Consider the following 23,184-nt stretch of genomic DNA (forward strand, 5'->3'; position numbering starts at 1 on the left):
TCTGGGGCATGACGCAACTGCCCCAGCCCCTGCACGATTGGTTCGCCGCCAGAGGCTGGGATATCCACCCGCATCAGCAAGCGATGCTCGATGCCGCATACGCGCCGTCGACCTTGCTTATTGCCCCGACGGGGGGCGGCAAAACCATGGCGGGTTTCCTGCCCACGCTCGCCGAACTGCACGCATCCCCACGCGATGGGCTTCACACGCTCTACATCTCGCCACTCAAAGCATTAGCGGCTGATATCAAACGGAATCTTCGCACGCCCGTGGACGAGATCGGCATGGATATCCGCATCGAAGATCGCAGCGGCGACACTACCTATACCCAGAAACGCAAGCAACGCGCGGACCCGCCCCATATCCTGCTCACCACCCCTGAAAGTCTGGCATTACTTCTCAGCTACGAAGACGCACCGCGCATCTTCAACGGGTTGCAGCGCGTCGTGGTCGACGAAATCCATGCCCTTGCCGAAAGTAAACGCGGCGACCAGCTCATGCTCGGCCTCAGCCGCCTGCAAGCCCTTGCACCAGACCTGCGCCGTGTGGGCCTAAGCGCCACCGTTGAGGACCCCGAAGCCATCGCCAACTTCCTTGCGCGTCATCCGCAGCCCACCAAGATCATCCACGCGGACCCCGGCCCTGCCCCCGACATCTCCATGCTGGAAACGGAAGTGGCCCCGCCATGGTCCGGCGGTGGCGGGCGATACGCCATCCCTGCTGTGCTGGAGCAGGTGAAACAGCACAACACGACGCTGATCTTCCACAACACCCGCGCGCAGGCCGAGATTTTCTTCCACCACCTCTGGCTCGCCAACGAAGACCAGTTGCCCATCGGCATTCACCACGGTTCCCTCGCCCGCGAGCAGCGCATGAAGGTGGAACAAGCGATGGTCGACGGCAGCCTCAAGGCCATTGTCTGCACTGGCAGCCTTGATCTGGGCATTGATTGGGGCGACGTCGATCTCGTGATCCAGATCGGCGCTCCGAAAAACGTCAAACGCCTCGTGCAGCGCATTGGCCGCGCCAATCACCACTATAACGCACCGTCCAAAGCGTTGCTCGTACCCGCAAACCGCTTCGAAATCGTCGAATGCAATGCCGCCCTTGATGCGGTGAAGGAACACGACCTGGACGGGGAGCCGCGAAGCACAGGCCCGCGCGACGTCTTGTGCCAGCACATTCTGGCCAGCGCCGCGTCCGGCCCGTTTGCTGCCGATGATCTTTACGGGGAAGTCATCACCGCAGGCCCATATGCCAAGCTGACCCGTGACGATTTCGACCGCTGTCTCGATTTCTGTGCAACCGGCGGCTACGCGTTGCGCGCCTATGACCGCTATCAGCGCATTGTGGAGCGGGACCGAAAATGGCAACTCCGCGACCCTCGATCTGCCGCTCAAATCCGCATGAATATCGGCACGATCATCGACACCGAAATGCTGAAAGTCCGGCTTAAAGGGCGGCGCGGCGGGTCCGCTTTAGGCGAGGTTGAAGAAGCCTTCGCCTCGACACTAAGCCAAGGTGATACGTTCCTGATCGGAGGCCAGATCGTGCGCTACGAAGGCTTGAACGAAATGACCGTCGAGGTCACCCGCCGCGCATCCGACAATCCGAAGGTTGCGGTCTTCTCCGGCACCAAATTCGCCAACACCACACAACTCAGCCAACGCATTATGCGGCTGTTGCAGCAAGACAGCTGGCCCGACCTGCCTGCTCACACGGCCCATTGGCTGACCTTGCAACGCGAGCGCTCGAAATTGCCCGAACCTTCGCGATTGCTCATCGAAAGTTTCCCGCAAGACAATCGTCAGTATACCGTCATTTACGGCTTTGCCGGACGCAACGCTATGCAAACACTGGGGCTTCTTCTGACCCAACGGATGGAAGAACAGGGTCTCGATCCGCTCGGGTTTCTGGCAACCGACTACGCCACCATGATCTGGAGCTTGCAGCCAGTATCCGACCCGACGCCGCTGTTTGAGCTGGACAACCTGCGGCAGGGCTTGGAGGAATGGTTGGCTGGAAACGCGGTGATGAAGCGAACCTTTCGCGCTTCCGCCATCATCTCCGGCCTCATTGACCGCATGACACAAGGCAAGCGCAAGTCCGGCAGGCAGGCGACGTTTTCCTCCGACATCCTGTACGACACATTGCGAAAATACGATCCCGATCACCTCATGCTCGACATCACGCGGGAAGAGGCGATGAAAGGCCTCATCGACTTTGGCCGCATCGAGGAGATGATCACCAGAACCCGCGGCGCAATTGATCATCTGCAACTGGATCGCGTCACCCCCCTGGCAGCCCCCCTCTTCCTGGAAATCGGGCGCGTCCCGATCAAAGGCGCGGCGGAAGAGCGGCTTGTGGCCGAAGAGGCGTCGCTATTGATGGCGAAGGCTGGTCTGGAATGAAGCCCTTTTCATTTTGTGGGGCGGACCTTGTGGCCCTCCCCTCCGGCGCGCTTCTCTGGCCTTCGCAAAAACTGCTGACCGTCTCCGATCTACACCTTGGCAAATCAGAACGTATCGCGCGCAGAAGCGGCCAGATGCTCCCCCCTTACGAGACGATGGACACGTTGACGCGTCTACAGACCGATCTGGACGCCCATACGCCCGAACATGTCATTTGCCTTGGTGACAGCTTTGACGATCTGGAAGCCGGCGCGCTTATGCCCGAAAATATCACCGACTGGATCACGCAATTGATGGCTGGCCGAAGCTGGACATGGATCGAAGGCAATCACGACCCGGGGCCGTTAAACCTTGGTGGCAGCCACCGCGCCCAACAAACGATCGTCCCCTTGACCTTCCGCCATATCGCGCAATCAACCGCTGCATCGGGCGAGGTCTCGGGCCATTACCACCCCAAAGCCAGCTTGCGCACACGCGGGGGTAACGTCACACGGCCCTGTTTCCTGTATGATCAGACCCGCCTCATCCTGCCCGCTTACGGCACCTATACCGGCGGCTTAGGTACCAATGCGGCCACCCTGCAATCGCTGATGGCACAAGATGCCCGCGCCATTCTCACCGGCGCATCAGCGGTGGAAATCCCGATGCCACGCAGCTAGGGTTTCGGAAAAATCCGGAGCTCCCATGCCGTCATCCCCCCGCAACCCCGACTATGAAACCACGGTGAAGGACAGCTTTGCGCGTCAGGCGATGATGGCAACAGCTGGGGCGTCCCTCACCGAAGTGTCGGCAGGGCAGTGCATAATCGCCGCCCCGATCCGCGCGTCGATGACGCAACAACACGGGTTCGGGCACGCGGCTTTAACCTTCGCACTGGGCGACAGCGCTGCGGGTTATGCCGCCCTCACACTCATGGAAAAGGGGCAGGAGGTTCTGACCTCCGAGATGAAGATCAACCTGCTCGCACCGGCCAAGGGCGATCACCTTAAAGCGGTCGGGCGGGTCCTGAAGGCGGGGCGTCGGTTGGTTGTGGTGCAGTCGGATGTCTACGCAATCGACGGCGAGGTGGAAACCCACATCGCCGCCCTTCAAGGCACAATGGTGCCGGTTTAAGCGGTCAGGCCTTCCGGCTCCGGCAACCCGTTGGCACGGCAACACGCGGTCAGGGTGTTGGCAAGCAGACAAGCAATCGTCATTGGTCCGACGCCGCCCGGAACGGGTGTAATCGCGCCAGCCACAGCCGCCGCGCTTTCATAATGCACGTCCCCGACAAGGCGGGTCTTGCCCTCGCCTTTTTCAGGCGCGTCGAGACGGTTGATGCCGACGTCGATCACCGTAGCACCCGGTTTGATCCAGTCACCTGGGACCATTTCAGGGCGCCCCACAGCGGCCACGACAATATCGGCACGGCGCACCACATCTGGCAAATCCTTGGTGCGGGAATGGGCAATCGTCACCGTGCAGCTATCCCCCAGAAGCAGCTGTGCCATGGGTTTTCCAACGATGTTCGAGCGCCCGACAACCACCGCGTCCAAGCCGGAAAGAGACCCGTGATGGTCGCGCAGCATCATCAGACACCCCAATGGTGTGCAGGGCACCATCGATTTCTGACCGGTGCCCAGAAGCCCGACATTGGAGATATGAAACCCGTCCACATCCTTGGCAGGATCAATCGAGTTGATCACCAGATCTTCGTTCAAATGCTTCGGCAACGGAAGCTGCACCAGAATGCCGTGGATTGATGCGTCTTCATTCAGCGACTTGATGACGGCCAGCAGGTCTGTCTCGGACGTGTCCGCATCCAGTCGATGCTCCACCGACTTCATGCCGACTTCCACGGTCATCTTGCCTTTGGAACGCACGTAAACTTCGCTTGCAGGGTCTTCGCCCACCAGAACGACCGCCAACCCCGGTACAAGGTCGTGATCGGCTTTCAACTTGCTCACACCTTCCGCGACTTGCCCGCGCACCTTGGCCGCAAAGGCCTTTCCGTCAATTACTTGTGCGCTCATGCCCGTGGTCTCCCTATTGATTTCAACACCCGCAACACGCGCGGGAAGCAGCCAAAGCTGCGACGCGGGCGTGGCGGCCTCGATGGCTGCCACGCCCGCACCATGTCTTAGAACAAGCCTTCGATTTCGCCCGCGTCGTTTAGCATAATCGCTTCAGCGGACGGAACCCGCGGCAGGCCCGGCATGGTCATGATCTCGCCGCAGACCACGACGACAAAACCCGCACCCGCAGACAACCGCACTTCGCGCACTGGCAAGGAGTGACCAACCGGCGCGCCACGCAGGTTCGGGTCGGTCGAGAACGAGTATTGCGTTTTCGCCATGCAGACCGGCAGATTCCCATATCCGGCCTCTTCCCACTGGCGCAGCTGATCGCGGATTTTCTTGTCCGCCAGAACCTCATCGGCGCGGTAAATGCGCTTGGCGATGACTTCGATCTTCTCGATCAACCGCAGGTCGTCGGAATATAGTGGTGCGAATTGCGACGCTCCGCTATCCGCGATTTCCGCCACGCGTGTCGCCATTTCCTTGATCCCTTCGGAGCCATGCGCCCAGTGCTTGCACAAGATCGCTTCCGAGCCTTGCGCTTCCACATAGGCTTTCACCGCCGCCACCTCCGCATCGGTGTCACCCGAGAAGTGGTTGATCCCGACGACAACCGGCACGCCAAAAGATTTGACGTTTTCGATATGGCGCCCAAGGTTGGAGCAGCCCGCGTTCACCGCGTCCACATTCTCTTCTGCCAGATCGGCTTTCGCAACGCCGCCGTTCATTTTCATCGCGCGAACCGTCGCGACCAGAACCACGCAGTCAGGCGCAAGCCCGGCTTTGCGGCACTTGATGTTCATGAATTTCTCGGCGCCCAAATCGGCCCCGAATCCGGCTTCGGTGACAACGTAATCGGCAAGTTTCAACGCCGTTGTGGTCGCCACGACCGAATTACAGCCATGGGCGATGTTGGCGAAGGGGCCGCCATGTACGAAGGCCGGATTGTTTTCCAGCGTCTGCACAAGGTTGGGCTGCATCGCTTGTTGCAGCAGCACCGTCATCGCACCGTCAGCCTTGATATCGCGGCAATAGATCGGAGAGCGGTCCCGGCGATAGGCCACAATGATGTCCCCAAGACGCTTTTGCAAATCGTCCAGATCAAGCGCCAGACACAGGATCGCCATAACTTCAGAGGCCACAGTGATGTCAAACCCCGTCTGACGCGGGAAGCCGTTGGCTACCCCGCCCAGCGACGTCACGCAATCGCGCAGCGCACGGTCGTTCATGTCCAGAACCCGCTTCCACACTACGCGGCGCTCGTCGATTTCCAGCTCGTTGCCCCAATAAATGTGGTTGTCGATCATCGCTGACAACAGGTTATGCGCCGAAGTGATCGCGTGGAAATCGCCCGTAAAGTGCAAGTTCATTTCTTCCATCGGCACGACTTGCGCGTACCCGCCACCAGCGGCCCCGCCCTTCATCCCGAAACACGGACCCAGCGAGGCTTCGCGAATACAGATCGCAGCCTTCTTGCCGATCGCATTCAGGCCGTCACCAAGGCCTACGGTCGTTGTGGTCTTACCCTCACCGGCAGGTGTCGGGTTGATCGCGGTCACAAGGATCAGCTTGCCGTCTTTCTTGCCGCGCTGTGCGGCGATGAACTCTGCCGACACCTTTGCCTTGTCGTGGCCAAAGGGCAGAAGGTCCGCTTCCGGAATGCCCAGCTTGGCGCCAATCTCTTGGATCGGGCGTTTTTTGGCCTCGCGGGCAATCTCGATATCGGTCTTGAAACTCATGGTCTGTCTCCCCTTGGCCCGCGTAAAAACGCAACGGCTCGATTGTGTACCATCGCCTATATCGGGGACACGGCCAGTCTCATCCTGCGTTTCCGACATTTATGGCCTCGGAATCGGCCTCAACGGGATTATGCGTTTCTCATCGGAACGACTTTTGCCAATCAGCGCGGTCTGATTGCTGTCAAGCGTCGCTCGGGCTCCACGCTCTTTGGTCGGGGATGTGCAAGCTCACGGTATCGCCCACGCGCAGTAGGCCTTCCCGCTCGACCCAAGCCGTCACCCCGCGGCGGTCTTTTGCTGCTGCTTTGAACGCGCGCCCGTGGCCCGGCGCATCTTCGTCGATAACGGGGCTGGGCAAATGGCATGGGCGGTTTTCCATGTCCACAGTCAGCGTGGTGCCATCTTGCGTTTGCAGTCGCGAGGATGGTGGGATGTGGGTGAAATCCGAAATGCCTTCGATCACGATGTTCGCGCCGCACCATTCCGGGTTGAACTGCGCCACCCCGATCTCTGATGCGACAGCCGCCATTTCTTCCGCCGACACGATACAAAGCTGCCGCGTGTTCTTGATTGGTGTCCCCTTGGGATATTGCGACGAGACGCGGCTGCAAGACGGGCGGGTCAGATCGCCGTGATCCTCGCCGTCAATGCCTTCGAACCGGGCTTCGACTTCAGCCAGCGGGCTGGACCGCAAAGCATTCGCCCTGCTTTCCACGCGCCCCAACCAGATGATGGTGCCAGTGTGTTCAGTTTTTTTCAAAGCAGGCATGCAGTCGGTCTCCAATCAGAATTGTCCGGCGACAATGGGCGACGGGACAAAGGGCGTCCAGTCAAACTCTGTGACATCCTGCATCACAAGAAAACGCCCCACCAATTGGCAGGGCGTTCATTTGTCTTGTGGGAGTGATCAAGCCTTACGAAGAAGGTTCCGGCTCCATGCCGCCATCAGATTTTGGCGTCTTGGGTTTCCGCGTCTTCGGGATCGCCGCAACGGAGGTTGTACCGCTGCTTGGCGTATCATCTTCTTCGTCATCACCACGGTTCAGCGGCTGACCTGCAACCACTTTGGCGATTTCGGATCCGGTAAGAGTTTCATACTCCAGCAGCCCCTGCGCCAACCGTTCCCATTCTTCCTTCTTTTCCGTCAGAATGCGTTTGGCGGTCTGATACCCTTCGTCGACCAGTTCTTTTACCTTCTGGTCAATGATCTTCTGGGTTTCCTGCGAATGGCTCGTGCCACCACCATAAGGGCCCAAATGGGATTGCTGCTCGTTTGCGTAGTCGACATGGCCCAGCTCTTCAGAGAACCCGAATTGCGTGACCATCGCGCGCGCGATTTTCGACACTTGCTGGATATCCGAGGTCGCACCGGAGGTAACGTTCTCAGGCCCGAACTTCAGCTCTTCCGCAACCTTGCCGCCCATAGCCATGGCGATTTTCGACGTATACTTGGTTTTGGAAACCGATAGCTGATCCCGTTCCGGCAGGCTCATCACCAGACCCAAAGCACGTCCGCGCGGGATGATTGTCGCCTTGTGGATCGGGTCATGCTGCGGAACGTTGAGCCCCACAATCGCGTGCCCGGCCTCGTGGTAGGCCGTCAGCATTTTCTCGTCCTCGGTCATGACCATCGAGCGGCGCTCCGCCCCCATCATGACCTTGTCCTTGGCATTCTCGAAATCTTCCATTGTCACAAAGCGACGCCCGATACGGGCCGCCATGAGCGCGGATTCGTTGACAAGGTTCGCCAGATCGGCACCCGAAAACCCAGGCGAGCCGCGCGCAATGATGCGCAGATCAACATCAGGGCCAAGCGGCACCTTGCGCGCATGCACGCGCAGGATTTTCTCGCGACCTTTGATATCCGGATTCGGCACCTGAACCTGACGGTCGAAACGACCAGGGCGCAGCAATGCAGGGTCCAGAACGTCAGGACGGTTGGTTGCGGCAACGATGATGATGCCTTCATTGGCCTCAAAACCGTCCATCTCGACCAACAGCTGGTTCAATGTCTGTTCGCGCTCGTCATTGCCGCCGCCATAGCCAGCCCCGCGGGAGCGACCAACAGCGTCAATCTCGTCAATAAACACGATGCAGGGTGCGTTCTTTTTCGCCTGCTCGAACATATCACGAACGCGTGAAGCGCCCACACCGACGAACATTTCCACGAAGTCGGAGCCCGAAATGGTGAAAAACGGTACGCCGGCTTCGCCTGCAACAGCACGCGCCAGAAGCGTTTTACCAGTCCCGGGAGGGCCAACCAGCAAAGCTCCTTTCGGGATCTTGCCGCCAAGGCGCGAGAACTTCTGCGGGTTGCGCAAGAACTCGACGATCTCTTCCAGATCATCCTTCGCCTCGTCGATGCCTGCCACGTCGTCAAAAGTCACGCGGCCTTGCTTTTCGGTCAGCAGTTTGGCCTTCGATTTGCCGAAGCCCATGGCCCCGCCTTTGCCGCCACCCTGCATCCGGTTCATGAAGAAAATCCAGATACCGATGATCACAAGGAAAGGCAGCAGTGTGCCGACATAAGCCAGAATACCGTTTTGTTCCTGACGCTTGGCCTCAACAGCGACCTTGTTCTCAAGCAGAACAGGGGTCACATCAACGCCTTCAGGCTTAATCGTAGCAAAGCGTTCATTGCCCGCTTGGATGATGATGTTCTCGCCATCCAAGGTTACTTGGCTCACATCGCCGGACTCAACTCGCGAAATGAATTCCGAATAGGAAATCATGCGGGAATCTGCGGCGCTCTGCCCACCGTTGAACAGGTTGAAAAGAGCGAGGATCAATAAAAACAGTACGACCCAAAAAGCGATGTTTCTCGCGTTGCCCAAGAGAGTTCTCCTAAATCAGCTCGGCTTTGACGCAGACACTTACGCCACTTACAGCCGTTGGTGTTAAAATAGGGATAAGTGGCGCATGTTCAATGCGATAAAACGAACTCGAGGTACTCACAGTCATGTTGTCGCAGCGTCAGGCTCCAATTGTTGGCCCAACCGGCCAAAGGGGCCGCCAGTAACCGGTCACCCTCCCACACCGACGGCGAGGCAAGCACCGAAGCGCGAGGCAATCCGGTATCGCGCCAATTGACCGCACATTGTGCCAATCCCGCCTCTCCCAAGGCCCGAATTTCAGTGGTTTTGCTATGCGGACCGGCCACGCTCCATCGCTGGTCCCAAACCTCGGTCGAAGGTACACGAAGCGCCGAAACCGCGTTGAATTCCCGCCCGACCCGAAGCCCTGCATCGTCGGATGTGATCACGCAGCCATGCAGCACGGTTTTCTGGCGCAAATCCGCCAGTACCCGCATCATTTTCGCGCCACGCGGCGGATAATCCTGCCCCGCGACGAATTGCAATGCCGAATTCAGCAATCTGCGCTGCGACTCAGATGACTTTGCCTCCAGCCAGTGAAGGTCAAAACACAGATCGCCCCGATCCAGCCGGACATGGCCTTCCACCTCGGCGGCAAGTTCAGCATTCAAATCGCGGCGGGTCGCTTGCAGGTTGCTTAGGGACATCTCGATTTGCTGGGCCGAAACACCTGCGGCTGCCAGTGCGCTCATACTCTGACGCACCTGAATGCGCTGGTAGCCGGGGTCGTCATTGCTCGGATCATCAAACCAGCTGATGCCCGCGCCTTGCAAGATTTCGCGCAACTCCGACCGGCGAGCGTGAAGTAAAGGGCGATGAAACGCGATGCCTTTGCGCAAAAACGAAGGCTGCATTCCGGACAACCCGTCCAAGCCCGCCCCCCGCGACAGGCCCATCAGAAATGTCTCGATGTTGTCGTCGGCAGTATGCCCTAGCGCCACGCTGTCCAGACCGGCCTCGGTGGCCCATTCCGATAGCAACCGGTAGCGACCCCGTCGCGCCTGATCTTGTAGGTTGCCCGTGCCGTCCCAATGCCAGTGCAACACATGGTGCTTAACACCAGAGGTCGCACAAAACGCGGCGACGGCCTGTGCCTCTGCTCCGGCTTCATCGCGAAGATTGTGGTTCACGGTGGCGACCTGAACCGGCACGCGGGCCTGTAGCAGCAAATGCAGCAACGCCATACTGTCGCCGCCGCCAGAGACAGCAACGCCCAGAACGCTGTCCGGCATTAATGAGGTAAGGAAGTCTTCAGGAAGCGCTGTGGCGGTCACTGGCAGCCAAGATTGCGCATCGACGAATTCGCCGGAAGCACCTGATCCGATCCGGGATAGCGCACGCCCACTTCTTGCAACATCAGGCAGGCCTCTTCCGCTTGACCCAGCTCGTACAAGGCAAGGCCCAAACGGAACAATGCCTCGGGCGCACGCGGGGCATCAGGCGAGCCGGAGAAACTTTCCAAATAGGAGCGCGCTGCGTTGTTCCAGTCGCCCGATTGCGCCAACGCTTGGCCACGCAGGAAATAGGCGTCGGAGGCTAGAGGCCCCCCCGGGTAGGATTCATTAAAGGCCGCAAACTGCTCCGCGGCGCTGCGAAAGTCACCGGCTGCGAGCGCCTCCTGCGCCCGCTCGAAGTCGGCTTTCTCGGATATGGCCAGTTCTGCCCCGCCCGTATCGGGTGAGGTGGATGGCGCGACTGCAACTGGGGCAGTTCCGGTGTCACCACCCAAAGTCGGGGTTTCCCCAAGCGCGCCAAGGTCGCAGCCCTCTTCCAACTCGCACAGACGGAATTCCAGATCGCCCACGCGGTTGGTGCCGTCGGTTACCACACGGTTGATCCGGTTCTCCAGATCCTCGGCCTTGGAGGTCAGCTTTGCCAAGGACGCCTCGATAATGTCGATACGTTGCAATGTGTCACCGGTGATCGTCAAACCACCGGTATTGCCGCTCGACACCTCAGAGCGCAGTTGAACCAGCGCAGCATTCAACTGCCCCAACTCCGCGCGAATATCCGCAAGGCTCGAGTCCTGCGCGGCCAGCGGCCCCACACTCAGAGCGAAACTCAAACACATCAGAAACTTGCGCATAATCTTAGCCTATCAGCTGCCAACCCCTGCGGAGATCACGGTCACCGCACGGCGGTTCTTCGCATAACATTCTTCTGTTGAACAGACCGCAAGCGGGCGCTCCTTGCCGAAGGTTACCGTGCGCAGACGGTTGTCCGCAACGCCGTTCGCCACAAGGTAGTCACGGGCGGCCGCGGCGCGGCGGGCGCCCAGTGCAAGGTTATACTCGCGTGTGCCCTGCTCGTCGGCGTGGCCTTCAATGATCGCGGTGTAGGTCGTGTTGTTGTTCAGCCAGTTGGCCTGTTGGCTCAGCGTGGTGCGAGCGGTATCGTTGATCGTGGACTGGTCCACGGCAAACAACACTTTGTCACCGATAGTCTGGTTGAAATAGGCCGGGCTGTTCGCATCCAGAGCGGAGCTGGAAATTCCGCCGTTATCTAGACCCCCAGCACCTGCACCGGCGCCATTGCCGCTGCGGTCAAACGGGCTTTTGGCGCAAGCGGCCAGCGCCAGCGTGGTGGTCAGCACTACAACCTTGGTAAACGTCTTCATGGGGTTTGATCCTTATGGGTCATTATATGTTGCTCGATTGCGCCGAACTTAGCATGTGCGCGGCGCAAAGGGAATCTCACGGTTTATTTCAGCAGCGGTGACCAACTTGGGTCCGACGCCTGCGCTTGTACGGCCTTCAGGTTGCGCCCCGAAATATCCACCGAATACAGCGTTGACGACCCGCCAGAGCCAGCCGTTTCACGGGTGAACATGATCACACGACCATTCGGCGACCATGTCGGACCTTCGTCCAGAAACGAAGCCGTCAGCAACCGCTCACCCGATCCATCCGTACGCATCACGCCGATGTGGAAACGGCCACGGTTTTGCTTGGTGAACGCGATCAGGTCGCCACGCGGTGACCAAACGGGCGTGCCATAGCGGCCCTGCCCGAAGGAAATGCGTGTCGCCTCGCCACCACCGGCGCTCATCACATAAAGCTGCTGGGTGCCGGAGCGGTCGCTTTCGAACACGATCTGCGTGCCGTCCGGCGAATAGCTGGGTGCAGTCTCGATCGCGGGGCTGGTGGTTAGCTGCGTGCGCTGCCCGCTATCCAGATTCAGCTTGTAGATATCCGTGTTGGACCCTGTGGTCAGCGAGAACACGACATCCTGCCCGTTAGGCGCGAAACGCGGCGCAAAGCTCATCGTGCCCGGCTGGTCTTGCAGCACACGACGCCCGACCGAGGCCACATCCAATACGTAAATCTTCGGAAAACCACTCTCGTAGGAGGTGTAGATCACCCGATCGCCATTGGGCGAAAAACGTGGTGCCAAAACAATCGCCTGTGCATCGGTCAGGAATTGCTGGTTCGCCCCGTCATAATCCATGATGCCAAGACGTTTCAGGCGGGCATTCTTCGGGCCGGTTTCAGACACATACACGACGCGGCTGTCAAAATAGCCGCCCTCGCCGGTGATCCGCGAATACACGGCGTCCGCCACCTTGTGCGCCATGCGACGCCATCCATTGGTGGAGCCGACAAATTGTAGCCCCTCGCCCATCTGGTCCTCGGAGAACACGTCGAACAGGCGGAACTTCACGACGATCTGCCCGTCGCCCGTTGTCGTCACAGCGCCGGTGATCAGCGCTTGTGCGTTGATCGCCTTCCAGTCCGCGTATTGGACGGGGCTGTCAAAGCTGGTGATCTGGCTGATGAACGCATCTTGGCTGATCGCGCGGAACAGGCCGGAGCCTTGCAAGTCCGACGACACAACCGCCGCCAAGTCGCGGGCATATTGGTCCGCTCCCGCAGACTCGGCAATGAACGCAGGTGCTGCAAATGGCAACGGCTCGATATTGGGGCTGTCCAGCTCTATGCGCAAAGGTTCGGCCTGCACGGCAGAGACCGCCATCACAAACGCAAGACAGGTGAGAAGCATCTTCATCATGGTCTTATCCTTTCACGCAGACGGTACAATGCAAGACGTTCTCGCCCTGCTTGGCTGCACTTCGGCATATTTGCGCCATTTTGGTCATCTGATTTCTTTCTTCGTCGCGTTGAAGCTTACTTCCACTTCACGCCATTGGTCATATTTGTCGAGGGGAAGGTTGTACCCGCTTGCCCCGCAACGGATAATTGCACGGCGTGCAGCCTCATAGGCTTTCTCCACCGCGACACCGCTGCCACCCGTGGACGAGATCATCCGGATCGAGCCCACAATCGGTTTTGCATTTTGCTCCATCTGGAAGCCCACAACCACGGAAACCGCCAAGGCATCGGTGCCCAACGCGCCGACATTCCAGCATTTCTGAATACCCAGAATGAAAGCGCCTTTTTCAGACCGCGTGATCGGGGACGACGTGCCGCCACCGGGGTTGGCGTTGTCCGCCACGGCGGTCGACGTGTTCGCCTCCGCCACCGCGTTCGCAATGCTATCTGCAAGGCTCGGTGCTTCGCTGGGGGTTTCGGTCGGTGTTTCGGCCACTTGTGGCGCAGGGCGAGCAGGCGGCTTTGGCTTGCGGCCGGGCCGCGTCGATTTGGTCGGCGCAGAGGTTGACGGCTCGTCCGCTTCGGTCACGATCTCGGTCGTGGCCTCTTCGCGGGCGGTCTCTTCCTGGGCCTCTTCCACGGGGGTCGGCTCAGCCGCTGGCGCAGTCGCCGCTTGGTCCGTTTCGCCTACGGCCACCTCTGGATCGGGCTGCTCGACCACCTCCTCGGCAATCCGCTCCGCAGGGCGCGGAACCGGCACGGCATCGGGCACGATCAGGGTATCGCCCGGATCGCCATCCACATCCGGCGCTTCTGGTTGCTCTGGAACCACGGGAGCCTCGACAGCTTCCGCAGGTTCGGGGATCACAGGCTCGGGCTCAGGTGCGACCTCTTCCACCGGACGCGGGGTCGGCGGCGGCGCGCTTGGTGTCTCCGGCTCAACGGCGGGAGCCGGTTGGTCTACGTCAGCAGGCACTTCCGGCGCGGGTGGCAATTCCCCTTCGCCGGGGGATTGGGCCTGCATGGACGCAAATTCTTCGCCCGAGATAATCGAGACGTTGCTGACCTTCACTTCGAAATCCGTGTCCCGCGCGACGAAAAGCCCCCCTACAATTAGGTAGAGGATGAAGGCCGCGTGGCCTGCGCCGGAAACATATGTGCCGGTATTTGGGGAGATGCGCATGCGCGCCTACCCGCCCTGCCCGTCAAGAGAGGGACCACCGGTATCCGTCACCAAACCAATGTTGGAAAAGCCACCCTTGTTGAGCGCCCCCATCACCTGCACGACCCGCTCGTAAGGGATCGAGCCATCGGCCCGCAGGAACACCTTGTCGTCATTCCGCTCGGCAGCAATGGCGCGCAGGCGGCCAATCAGCGCCTCATCCTCAATCGGGGTATTCTGGATCGACAACTGCCCGTCCGCTTCAACCGTGATGGTCAGCGGCTCTTCCTGCTCGGTCGGTAACGCCGACGCCGCAGTTTTCGGCAACTCCACCGGCACCCCGACCGTCAACAACGGGGCCGCCACCATGAAGATGATCAGCAAAACCAGCATCACGTCCACAAACGGCGTGACGTTGATCTCCGACATCGGCTTGGAGCCGCCCTTACGCCGCTTGCCCCGACGCCCGCCCGAAGACGCGCCTTGTTGAACACTTGCACCCATGGCTCAAGCGTCCAGTTGACGTGACAGGATGGTGGTAAACTCGTCGGCAAACGCCTCGTAGCCCGACATGATGCGGTCCGAGTCGGCACTCAGCTTGTTGTAGAAAATCACGGCGGGAATAGCGGCAACCAGACCCAGTGCCGTGGCGACCAGCGCCTCTGCAATTCCGGGGGCCACAACCGCCAAATTGGTGCTTTGCGAGATCGCGATTTGCTCGAAGGCGTGCTTGATGCCCCAAACCGTGCCGAACAACCCGATGAACGGGGCTGTCGCGCCCGTTGTCGCCAAGAAGCCCAGACCGTAGTTCAGCTTCTCTTCCTGTTTGGAAATCGCCACATCCATCGAGCGGTCAATCCGCGCGGTGGCCCCCGCGATCAGTTGGCCGTCGTCGCGGTGCGAGCGTCGCCATTCGCTCATGCCAGCGGCAAAAATCTTCTGCGCCGCCCCGTCCGGATCAGCGCCCACCTTGTCGAACAGCTCGTCCAGCGGCTCGCCCGACCAGAACAGGCGGTCGAACTCTTCGGCCTCGCGGCGGGCCGCGCGGTAGTTGATGAATTTCTGAACGATGATCGCCCAGCCCCAGAACGAGGCCCCGATCAGCATCAGCATGACTATTTTAACAGTTGGTGTTGCCCGCCAGAAAAGCGCCGTGACTGAAAAGTCCACGTCGCTGGCTAGGCCGATTGCCTCAGCTTCCATAAAACCCGCTCGCCTTGTTTATTACCGCTTTGTGCGGCTTGATTGGTGGTAGAATAGCCGCAACGGAACCGCATTGCTACATTCCACGCAACAAGGGCATAAAAATTCCCGTTACCGTTGCATCAATTGGCGAATATCCGCCGGAAGGCGCTGCGGACGGCCATCTGCGCCCAAGCAAACAAGCGTCACCACGGATTTGAACAGCGTCTCGTCACCCCGGCTGACATCTTGCGTGAGCGTGATCCGCGCCGCCGAGATGTCCTGAACATCCGTTGTCACGCTAACCACATCGTCAAATTTCGCAGGAGACAGATAGTCCGCCTCGACCCGCCGCACGGCAAAAACGATCCCTTGCTCGGCTTTTAGCGCCACTTGATCCACGCCAATCTCGCGCACCCATTCGCTGCGCGCACGCTCGATGAACTTCAGGTAATTGGCGTAGTAAACGATCCCCGCGAGGTCCGTATCCTCGTAGTAGACACGCAGGGAAAAGCTATGTGGCACGTTAATCTCCCGCCTCAATCATATCGCGAATTTTCACGGCTTTCTCAAAGTGGTCAAGCTGGTGAGTTTCGATCCACCAGCGGGCGGCCTCCATCAGCATGTCGGGCGTGTCGTTCTTGTTGGCGAAGAAGGCGTAGAATGACAGCCCGACACCCTCCCCCTTCTTGGCAATTTTATCCGTGCAAATGGCAATGGCCTTACGGCGCAGCTCCGGCCTCATGTAAGCAACGCCCCGACGCGCGCTGCCATGCGTAATGCGTGAGACGCATCATCCGCTGCCACAGGCATCACCGGATCGTAAGCCGCACGTATCACATTCGCGACGTCCGGTTTCAGGATAGCCACGTTGTCGCGTGTCAGTGCCAAGGGCGAGCTTGTGGCAAAAGCCGCGTCCGACCACAGCAGCATCGACTGCACCGCTTGGCCCAAACATAAGGTATCCGCTGGCAGCTCCGACAATGCCGCATCCATCCGCAGAAACACAAAGCAGGCTTTGATCCCACCGGCCTCGTCAAAGCGGAATAACCGGTATTGATTGGCGTCCGCGCTCTTCAAACGCCCGACCAACGGCCCCAACTCGGGGATCAGGCGGTCCAGATTGGGTGTATCTGCCAGCTCCTGCCAATCGCGCACGAAGAACACCATGAAGTTGGAGCCCAGTTCGGGGTCCGTCTCCGCCATCTCGTGTTTGGCCAATCGGCACACGGCCTCGATGGCACCCTTCAAGATTGACACCGCGCTGTCCTCCACACCGAAGGCGACCGGCGCAATAGGCCGCCCCCAACGGGCAAACTGGTAGGTTCCGTCCGCGCGGGTGAACAGCTTGGTCAACACCTCGGGCGAGGTCTCGTGCATCATGGCATCCTCCATCTCAATAGCGACGCGATAACGGGGTCTGCAAATTGCTGGTCACCCGCAAAGACAATAGGACCGCCACGATCATAGAAGATCGCAAAGGGGGCGCCGTCAATGATCCGCAACGCCCAAGCTGCAGAAGCGCTATTGCACATATGCGCCTGGCAGGCGCGGCCGACGACCCAGCCACCCTCCTGCTTCGTGTCACCCGGACCGGACATCCTGCGGTTCAGCTCGTCCATATTTTGTGGCGTCAGCACACGGGCAAACCGGGCCTGCTCACTTGGGTCTTGCGTCAGGTGTTGTGGATGCTGTCCCAGCCAGCGCGTCACGGCCTGTCCCGCTCCAGCCGCGGGCGCGGTCGCCTCTGCCACCGCCACTTGGCTCAGCTGCGCCCCGTCAAAGCGGAAGGTTTGATGCGCCACCCGTGGTGCGGGGTCGGAGATATCGAGCTCCAAAGCGTCGGGCGTAACCCGAACGTCAATTGGCCTGCCTCGGCAAACCCCGAATTCATCCGTGCGCACCGCAGCACCTGCCGTCAGCATAATGGCGACCTGCGCGCCACCCCCGCACATGTTGCCACCATGGATTGAAGACAACACCGCCCAGTCCTGTCCGCCGCCCTGCACAGCCCAGACACCATCAATGGAATAGGAGTGGTTCTCGATCCCAAGATCAGAGCCGTTGAACATTACCCGCTGAAAACCCCGAGGCCCCACAACCTGCAACAGCCCGAAGCGGGTCTGCGCCTGATCAAAACCACCCACTGGGTAGTCCGCCGCAGCAGCATTGCTCCAAATCGCGAAGAGAAAAGCAATCACGTACCGCATAGCGTCAGCCTTCAAACAAGTCGTTTCGCATCGTCGGCGCGTCGAGCCCCAGATGGGTCCACGCCTTTTGCGCCAGCATCCGCCCGCGCGGAGTGCGCTGGATCAGGCCTTGTTGCAGCAGGTAAGGCTCGATCACCTCTTCCAGCGCGTCACGGCTTTCGGACAGGGCCGCTGACATGGTCTCGATACCCACCGGTCCGCCTTGGTAATTTTCGGCGACCAGCCGCAAGTAGCGCCGGTCCGCCCCGTCGAGGCCCAGATGATCCACCCCCAGCCGCGTCAAAGCACTGTCCGCCAACGCCCGCGTAATTTTCCCGCCGCCCTCAACCACGGCAAAGTCCACGACCCGACGCAGCAACCGCCCTGCAATACGCGGCGTGCCGCGCGCGCGCCGTGCGATCTCCAACGCGCCGTCATCTTCCGTTGGCACGCCCAGCAGCCGCGCCCCGCGGCGCACGATCTCATGCAGCTCGCTCTCGGTATAAAACTGCAAACGAGTCGGGATGCCAAAGCGGTCGCGCAAGGGCGTCGTCAACAGCCCCAACCGCGTGGTGGCCCCCACCAGTGTGAAGGGTTGCAGCTCGATGCGCACCGTGCGCGCCGCAGGCCCCTCGCCAATCACCAGATCCAGCTCGAAATCCTCCAAGGCAGGATACAGGATCTCCTCCACCACAGGGTTGAGCCGGTGAATTTCGTCGATGAACAACACGTCGCGGGCTTCCAGATTGGTCAGGATCGCCGCCAGATCACCCGCCTTGGCCAGCACCGGACCAGAGGTCATGCGGAAGTTCACCCCCAACTCGCGCGCCATGATCTGCGCCAGCGTGGTTTTCCCCAAACCGGGCGGGCCGTGAAACAGCGTGTGGTCCATCGCCTCGCCGCGTGTCTTGGCGCTTTCAATGAACACCCGCAGGTTCGCCCGCGCCTCGGCCTGCCCGATGAATTCATCAAGGCCTTGAGGCCGCAACGCGCGGTCCGCGTCTCCCGGTCTCGCCTCCGGGCGCAGTGTTGGGTCAGGTTCGTTCATATACATCTCTATGCCGCAGGGCGGTGCGTTCTTCCAGAGGAAGGTTCACCCACTACTCCTTCGGGGCCAGCAGTTTCAACGCAGCACGGATCAGCGCGGGCGTCTCGGCCGCGCCGTCTCCGGCGGCTTGCGCCACCGCACTTGCCGCGTCCCCGTGGGCATAGCCGAGGTTGATCAGGGCCGACAACGCTTCGGCCTGCGACGATGCGCTGGAACTGGCAACACGTTCTATCACGTCATCATTTACGTCATCATTCTCGGGGGCCGCGACAACCGTGCCTTGTGCTGCGGCCAAACTGCCACCCATCGCCATGACCTTCGGCGCTTTGTCCTTCAGTTCCAACACAACCTTTTGCGCGGTTTTGGGGCCGATTCCTTTGGCTGCCTTGATCGCGTTCCAGTCACCCAATGTTACCGCACGCGACACGCCATCCGGCCCTAGTGTCGACAGGATCGCCATCGACGCCTTCGCGCCGACACCCTGCACCGTCATCAACATCCGGTGCCATTCTTTTTCGATCAAGGTGGTGAAGCCGAACAATTGCAGCAGGTCCTCACGCACCAACAATTCCGTAAACAGAGACACAGCTTCCCCCGGTCCCGGCAATACCGCCATCGTGCGCTCCGAGCAGTAAACCATGTAGCCGACCCCGCCGACGTCGATCAAAACATGATCCGTCGCGCGGTAATCCAGACGCCCCGAGAGTTTGCCGATCATGCCCCTGCCCTCGCCAATGCTGCGCTTAATGTGTTGCCGGTGCGGGCGTGAAAGGCGTGGCACAAGGCAATCGCCAAGGCGTCCGTCGCATCCGGCCCCGTCAAAACCACCCCCGGCAGCTGCATCTTCACCATATGCGCCACTTGGAGCTTGTCGGCATGGCCGACGCCCACAACGGTCTTCTTGATCTTGTTCGGGGCATATTCGCCAATGCTCAGCCCCGCTTGCGCAGGTACCAACATCGCGATGCCGCGCGCTTGACCCAATTTCAGAGTCCCCGCGCCATCCTTGTTAACAAAGGTCTGCTCTACCCCAGCCGTGTCGGGCATAAACTGCCTGAACACTTCGGTAAGCTGGCTGTGCAAGCTCAACAGTCGCGCCCCAAGTTCGGTGCCGGTCGAGGAATGGCAGGTGCCATTTGCAACATGCGTAATCCGCGATCCGTTGGTATCGATCACCCCCCAACCAAGGTTTCTCAACCCCGGGTCAATCCCTATGACGCGCATGTCCTGCTCATTTTTTGTTGTTCTTTCGCCACAAGTAGCACGAAACAAGAACATTTGCCAAGATGATACGTGCAGGGCCGTTTTAACCAACTTTCACCCAGTTCCCCCGAAAACGCCGTATCTGGGGTCAAAATCGTCGCCCCGCGCTCTGTTTGCGACACGCGAAAATGCCTTATTTTGCCATATTTTTTAGGGATTTAGGTGACGTTAGGACATATGCAAAAACTGCATAGGGGCCATGCAAAAATCATTCTTGTGGGACTCGAGTCCGACCCCTAGATGCGGCTCAGATACTCATATCGCTCAACAATTGGGCACAATCAAAAAAGGACGACTCGCATGGCTGTATATGAAACCTCCCGCTCGCTGAACGAAGGCGTCCGCGCCGATGCACGTGGCTTCTTTGCTTCTCTCTTCGCAACTGTTGCAACATGGAATGACCGCCGTGTCACCCGCAACGCTCTGTCGGCTTTGACCGCACGCGAACTGGAAGACATTGGCCTGAACCGCGACGACATCTACAACGTCTAAGCCACAGGGCTTACCGTATCGAAATCGCAAAGCCGCCCCTCGGGGTGGCTTTTTTCGTTTTCAAAGTTGAGTTCTTTATTTACCGGGCATGACCACACGAAGGCCACGCGCCATGGCTTCGGTTGCAGGATCAGAATCCAGAAGAAACGCCGCAAAAACCTGAGCACTTGGCCCCTTCTTGAGGGTATCAATGCGGCTTTCGTATTCGTCTACACCCAGCTGAGCCAGAACGAACCCTTTAAACATCACAAAGATCAAGGCGATGGTAACCATGCTTTTTATCGGGAGAAGTTTTTTGCGACGCGGCTTGACCACCTCGACCACAAGGCCATCCTTGTTGACCTTGCGCACGACCTTTTTCTTCGGGTCGCTTTTCTGCTGAATCGCATTTAGTCGCTCGATAAAGCGATCTTTATTAACGTCTGCCAAAACCTGATCCCAGTGCTTATGAATTGCACATTTGCGATCTTCGCTAACAGGTTTGCAGAAAAACTCCTACAAAAATCCTATTTTTTACACATTCTGAGCGCAGTCCATTCGCCAATGTCGCGTCTTTGCGACAGTTCGAAACCGTTTTTCTCGTAAACCGCCTGCACTTCATCGGCCTGTTCTATCAACAAACCTGAAAGAATAATTGTGCCTCCTTTAGCACAATGCGCCGACATATCCGGCGCCAGATCAATCAAAGGGCCTTTCAAAATATTCGCAAAAACCAAATCGAACGGGGCTTTTTCGGCAATGACCTCATGTCCAAAACCAATCGCTTCCAGACAGGTAATCTTGTCCGCCATGCCATTGGCCTGGGCATTCACTTCCGCAACCTCGACCGCAACGGGGTCAATATCGGACGCAATCACCACATCACCCCAGACCGCAGCCGCCGCCATAGCCAGCACCGCTGTGCCACACCCCACGTCGATGACGTTTCTGGCGTGACCGCCCTCACTCACATAGTCTTCCAACGACAACAGGCAGCCTTGCGTGGTGCCGTGATGTCCTGTCCCGAAGGCCATTGCCGCCTCGATCAACAGTGACACCTTGTCTGCAGGAACTTTGTCCGCGTCATGCGCCCCGTAGACAAAGAAGCGCCCCGCCTCGACAGGGGCCAGTTCGCGGCGCACATGGGCAACCCAATCTGTCTCGGGGATCTCGGACACCACAAAAGGCTTCGCCCCGTGCAGTGCCGTCAACAACGCCAGCTCCACATCGCTGGGCTGGTCCATGAAATAGCCACCCACTTCCCACAGACCGGAGCCGTCCTCGACCTCGAAAACACCAACACCCGTTGGTGCAGGCTCCAGCGCCTCCAGCGCCTCGCCCAAGGCTTGTGCGGCGGGTTCTCCCATCAGGGTGGTCAAAGCAGTATAAGTTGGCATGGGCTGGCTCCTTAATGTTGCCGTTCGCTTAGGCCGCTGCCCGCCCCGGCGCAAGCCCCCGACGCATTACTCCGCCGGGGCCGCCTTGGCGCGGGCAAAGATGGTCTCGTGGCCCGGCTCAGGGTGGCGCGGTATCAGCATCGACAGCACAAGCGAGGTGATCGCCATACCCGCCGCCGCAATGAACACCGACGCGGGCGAGTTGATCCACATGTACCCCAACACCACCGGCAGGAAAACGGCGGCGATATGGTTAATGGTAAATGCGACGGCAGCAGTCGGGGCAATATCGGCAGGGTCCGCGATTTTCTGGAAATAGGTCTTCAACGCGAACGCCATGGAGAAAAACAGGTGGTTCACAACATAGAGCCCAGCCGCCAGCACCACGCCCCAGCCGAAATAGTAAATGCCACCATAGGCAAGGAACACAAGCGTCAGGCCGACATATTCGAAGATCAGCATCCGGCGCTCGCCATAAACACCAATCGCCCGCCCGATCAGCGGCGCGAAGATCATGTTGGCGACGTAGTTAATCAAAAACAGCGCCGTCACTTCATGAACTTCGAAGCCGAAGCGCTCGACCATCATGAAGGCTGCAAACACCACGAAAATCTGACGCCGCGCGCCAGACACGAATTGCAGCGCATAATAGAGCCAGTAGCGCTTGCGCAGCACCATGGTTTTGTTTTGCGGGTTCGGCGTCTCGAATTGCGGGAAATAAAGTAGGCAGAATGCGGCGATCAGCACCGTGATGCCACCCGACGCCAGATAGACCAGCTCATAGCTTAGATCAAAGGTCTTCCACGTCAGCACCAGCAACCCGTAGGCGATCAGCGAGGCGAAGCTCCCCGCCGCCGTGAGCCAGCCCAGCGTTTGCGGGGCTTTGGCCTTGTCGATCCATTGCAGTTGCAGCGACTGGTTGACCGTCTCGTAATAGTGGAAGCCGATGGAGGACAGCAGCGTCAGCATCAAGATGCCGCCAAATTGCGGGAAATAGGATGTCATCGCGGTGGCAGCACCCAAAAGGATCAGCGAAATCAACCCCAGCACCTGCTCGCGGATGAAGATGATCAGGAAGATCACCCCGATCGCCAGAAACCCCGGAATTTCACGCACCGTGTGCAGCCAACCGATCTCGACGCCGGTGAATCCGGCCACCTCGATAACAAAATTGTTGAGCAGCGCAGACCATGTCGCAAAGGCAATTGGCATGGCAAAGGCCATGAGAAACAGCAAGAACACAGGCTGGCGCACGAAGGGCAATGCCTTCGCTTCATCCAAATCCATGCGTCTGATCTTGTCTCCGAACATGGCGAAGGCTTACGCCTGTCCCACCAGAATGG

At 59.3% G+C, this 23,184-nt stretch carries 25 protein-coding genes; 4 read left to right on the forward strand and 21 right to left on the reverse strand.

From position 1 onward, the window contains the following. Positions 1-8: 8 nt before the first annotated feature. From BDE40_RS09490 to BDE40_RS09500, 3 genes are read left to right on the forward strand one after another with little or no spacing between them, the layout of a single operon-like run. Positions 9-2,411 carry a ligase-associated DNA damage response DEXH box helicase gene (locus tag BDE40_RS09490; protein ID WP_134014331.1) on the forward strand — a complete coding sequence of 801 codons (2,403 nt, stop codon included), beginning with the start codon at positions 9-11 and terminating at the stop codon, positions 2,409-2,411. Further along, the gene (gene pdeM, locus BDE40_RS09495; RefSeq protein WP_134014332.1) at positions 2,408-3,070 is read left to right on the forward strand and encodes a ligase-associated DNA damage response endonuclease PdeM; all 663 of its coding nucleotides are present in this window, start codon (positions 2,408-2,410) and stop codon (positions 3,068-3,070) included. Before BDE40_RS09490 ends, pdeM begins: the two co-directional genes overlap by 4 nt. 25 nt (positions 3,071-3,095) lie before the next feature. Continuing rightward, positions 3,096-3,524, forward strand: coding sequence for a PaaI family thioesterase (locus BDE40_RS09500; RefSeq protein WP_134014333.1), 429 nt, complete (start codon positions 3,096-3,098; stop codon positions 3,522-3,524). Here BDE40_RS09500 and folD read toward each other — a convergent pair. The 18 genes from folD to ruvC form a co-directional block, all read right to left on the reverse strand. Next, positions 3,521-4,423, reverse strand: a complete 903-nt coding sequence (folD, locus tag BDE40_RS09505; RefSeq protein WP_134014334.1) for a bifunctional methylenetetrahydrofolate dehydrogenase/methenyltetrahydrofolate cyclohydrolase FolD — start codon at positions 4,421-4,423, stop codon at positions 3,521-3,523. The genes BDE40_RS09500 and folD overlap by 4 nt on opposite strands. A gap of 107 nt (positions 4,424-4,530) precedes the next feature. After that, complete coding sequence (locus BDE40_RS09510) at positions 4,531-6,207, reverse strand: formate--tetrahydrofolate ligase (protein WP_134014335.1); 1,677 nt, start codon at positions 6,205-6,207, stop codon at positions 4,531-4,533. A gap of 181 nt (positions 6,208-6,388) precedes the next feature. Further along, entirely contained in the window at positions 6,389-6,976 is a 588-nt protein-coding gene (locus BDE40_RS09515; protein WP_134014336.1) for an MOSC domain-containing protein, read from the reverse strand. A gap of 145 nt (positions 6,977-7,121) precedes the next feature. Further along, positions 7,122-9,041, reverse strand: coding sequence for an ATP-dependent zinc metalloprotease FtsH (ftsH, locus tag BDE40_RS09520; protein WP_134014337.1), 1,920 nt, complete (start codon positions 9,039-9,041; stop codon positions 7,122-7,124). 89 nt (positions 9,042-9,130) lie between these two features. After that, the gene (gene tilS, locus BDE40_RS09525) at positions 9,131-10,354 is read right to left on the reverse strand and encodes a tRNA lysidine(34) synthetase TilS (protein WP_246030406.1); all 1,224 of its coding nucleotides are present in this window, start codon (positions 10,352-10,354) and stop codon (positions 9,131-9,133) included. Continuing rightward, positions 10,351-11,166 (reverse strand): tol-pal system protein YbgF, encoded by an 816-nt coding sequence (ybgF, locus tag BDE40_RS09530; RefSeq protein WP_134014338.1) that lies wholly within the window; start codon positions 11,164-11,166, stop codon positions 10,351-10,353. Before ybgF ends, tilS begins: the two co-directional genes overlap by 4 nt. Before the next feature lie 12 nt (positions 11,167-11,178). Further along, entirely contained in the window at positions 11,179-11,697 is a 519-nt protein-coding gene (gene pal, locus BDE40_RS09535; RefSeq protein WP_134014339.1) for a peptidoglycan-associated lipoprotein Pal, read from the reverse strand. An 83-nt stretch (positions 11,698-11,780) separates the two neighbouring features. After that, positions 11,781-13,088 carry a Tol-Pal system beta propeller repeat protein TolB gene (tolB, locus tag BDE40_RS09540; RefSeq protein ID WP_134014340.1) on the reverse strand — a complete coding sequence of 436 codons (1,308 nt, stop codon included), beginning with the start codon at positions 13,086-13,088 and terminating at the stop codon, positions 11,781-11,783. An 84-nt stretch (positions 13,089-13,172) separates the two neighbouring features. Next, on the reverse strand, positions 13,173-14,312 hold the full coding sequence (locus BDE40_RS09545; RefSeq protein WP_134014341.1) for an energy transducer TonB: 1,140 nt from the start codon (positions 14,310-14,312) through the stop codon (positions 13,173-13,175). A 6-nt stretch (positions 14,313-14,318) separates the two neighbouring features. Next, positions 14,319-14,795, reverse strand: coding sequence for a protein TolR (tolR, locus tag BDE40_RS09550; protein WP_134014342.1), 477 nt, complete (start codon positions 14,793-14,795; stop codon positions 14,319-14,321). Positions 14,796-14,798: 3 nt separating this feature from the next. Further along, the gene (gene tolQ / locus BDE40_RS09555) at positions 14,799-15,494 is read right to left on the reverse strand and encodes a protein TolQ (protein ID WP_073142679.1); all 696 of its coding nucleotides are present in this window, start codon (positions 15,492-15,494) and stop codon (positions 14,799-14,801) included. 111 nt (positions 15,495-15,605) lie between these two features. Further along, positions 15,606-15,998 carry a tol-pal system-associated acyl-CoA thioesterase gene (gene ybgC / locus BDE40_RS09560; RefSeq protein ID WP_134014343.1) on the reverse strand — a complete coding sequence of 131 codons (393 nt, stop codon included), beginning with the start codon at positions 15,996-15,998 and terminating at the stop codon, positions 15,606-15,608. Position 15,999: 1 nt separating this feature from the next. Then, positions 16,000-16,218, reverse strand: a complete 219-nt coding sequence (locus BDE40_RS09565; RefSeq protein ID WP_134014344.1) for a DUF6500 family protein — start codon at positions 16,216-16,218, stop codon at positions 16,000-16,002. Then, positions 16,215-16,856 (reverse strand): hypothetical protein, encoded by a 642-nt coding sequence (locus tag BDE40_RS09570; RefSeq protein ID WP_211342420.1) that lies wholly within the window; start codon positions 16,854-16,856, stop codon positions 16,215-16,217. The genes BDE40_RS09565 and BDE40_RS09570 overlap by 4 nt, the downstream gene beginning before the upstream one ends. Further along, a complete protein-coding gene (locus BDE40_RS09575; RefSeq protein ID WP_134014345.1) occupies positions 16,853-17,683 on the reverse strand; it encodes a hypothetical protein in 831 nt (276 codons plus the stop codon). Before BDE40_RS09575 ends, BDE40_RS09570 begins: the two co-directional genes overlap by 4 nt. A 4-nt stretch (positions 17,684-17,687) precedes the next feature. Continuing rightward, a complete protein-coding gene (gene ruvB, locus BDE40_RS09580) occupies positions 17,688-18,710 on the reverse strand; it encodes a Holliday junction branch migration DNA helicase RuvB (RefSeq protein WP_073142670.1) in 1,023 nt (340 codons plus the stop codon). 52 nt (positions 18,711-18,762) lie between these two features. Continuing rightward, the gene (gene ruvA, locus BDE40_RS09585; RefSeq protein ID WP_134014346.1) at positions 18,763-19,428 is read right to left on the reverse strand and encodes a Holliday junction branch migration protein RuvA; all 666 of its coding nucleotides are present in this window, start codon (positions 19,426-19,428) and stop codon (positions 18,763-18,765) included. Then, complete coding sequence (gene ruvC / locus BDE40_RS09590; protein WP_134014347.1) at positions 19,425-19,934, reverse strand: crossover junction endodeoxyribonuclease RuvC; 510 nt, start codon at positions 19,932-19,934, stop codon at positions 19,425-19,427. Before ruvC ends, ruvA begins: the two co-directional genes overlap by 4 nt. Positions 19,935-20,273: 339 nt before the next feature. Here ruvC and BDE40_RS09595 point away from each other — a divergent pair, with 339 nt between their 5' ends. Beyond that, positions 20,274-20,465 carry a DUF1127 domain-containing protein gene (locus BDE40_RS09595; RefSeq protein ID WP_134014348.1) on the forward strand — a complete coding sequence of 64 codons (192 nt, stop codon included), beginning with the start codon at positions 20,274-20,276 and terminating at the stop codon, positions 20,463-20,465. Positions 20,466-20,540: 75 nt separating this feature from the next. Here BDE40_RS09595 and BDE40_RS09600 read toward each other — a convergent pair whose 3' ends face one another. The 3 genes from BDE40_RS09600 to BDE40_RS09610 all read right to left on the reverse strand — a co-directional run bounded on the left by BDE40_RS09600 (position 20,541) and on the right by BDE40_RS09610 (position 23,137). Continuing rightward, positions 20,541-20,894 carry a hypothetical protein gene (locus tag BDE40_RS09600; RefSeq protein ID WP_134014349.1) on the reverse strand — a complete coding sequence of 118 codons (354 nt, stop codon included), beginning with the start codon at positions 20,892-20,894 and terminating at the stop codon, positions 20,541-20,543. A 77-nt stretch (positions 20,895-20,971) separates the two neighbouring features. Continuing rightward, on the reverse strand, positions 20,972-21,841 hold the full coding sequence (locus BDE40_RS09605) for a 50S ribosomal protein L11 methyltransferase (RefSeq protein WP_134014350.1): 870 nt from the start codon (positions 21,839-21,841) through the stop codon (positions 20,972-20,974). 66 nt (positions 21,842-21,907) lie between these two features. Beyond that, positions 21,908-23,137, reverse strand: a complete 1,230-nt coding sequence (locus tag BDE40_RS09610; protein ID WP_134014731.1) for an MFS transporter — start codon at positions 23,135-23,137, stop codon at positions 21,908-21,910. Positions 23,138-23,184 lie beyond the last annotated feature (47 nt).

Source organism: Litoreibacter halocynthiae (assembly GCF_004365635.1).
GTDB lineage: Bacteria > Pseudomonadota > Alphaproteobacteria > Rhodobacterales > Rhodobacteraceae > Litoreibacter > Litoreibacter halocynthiae.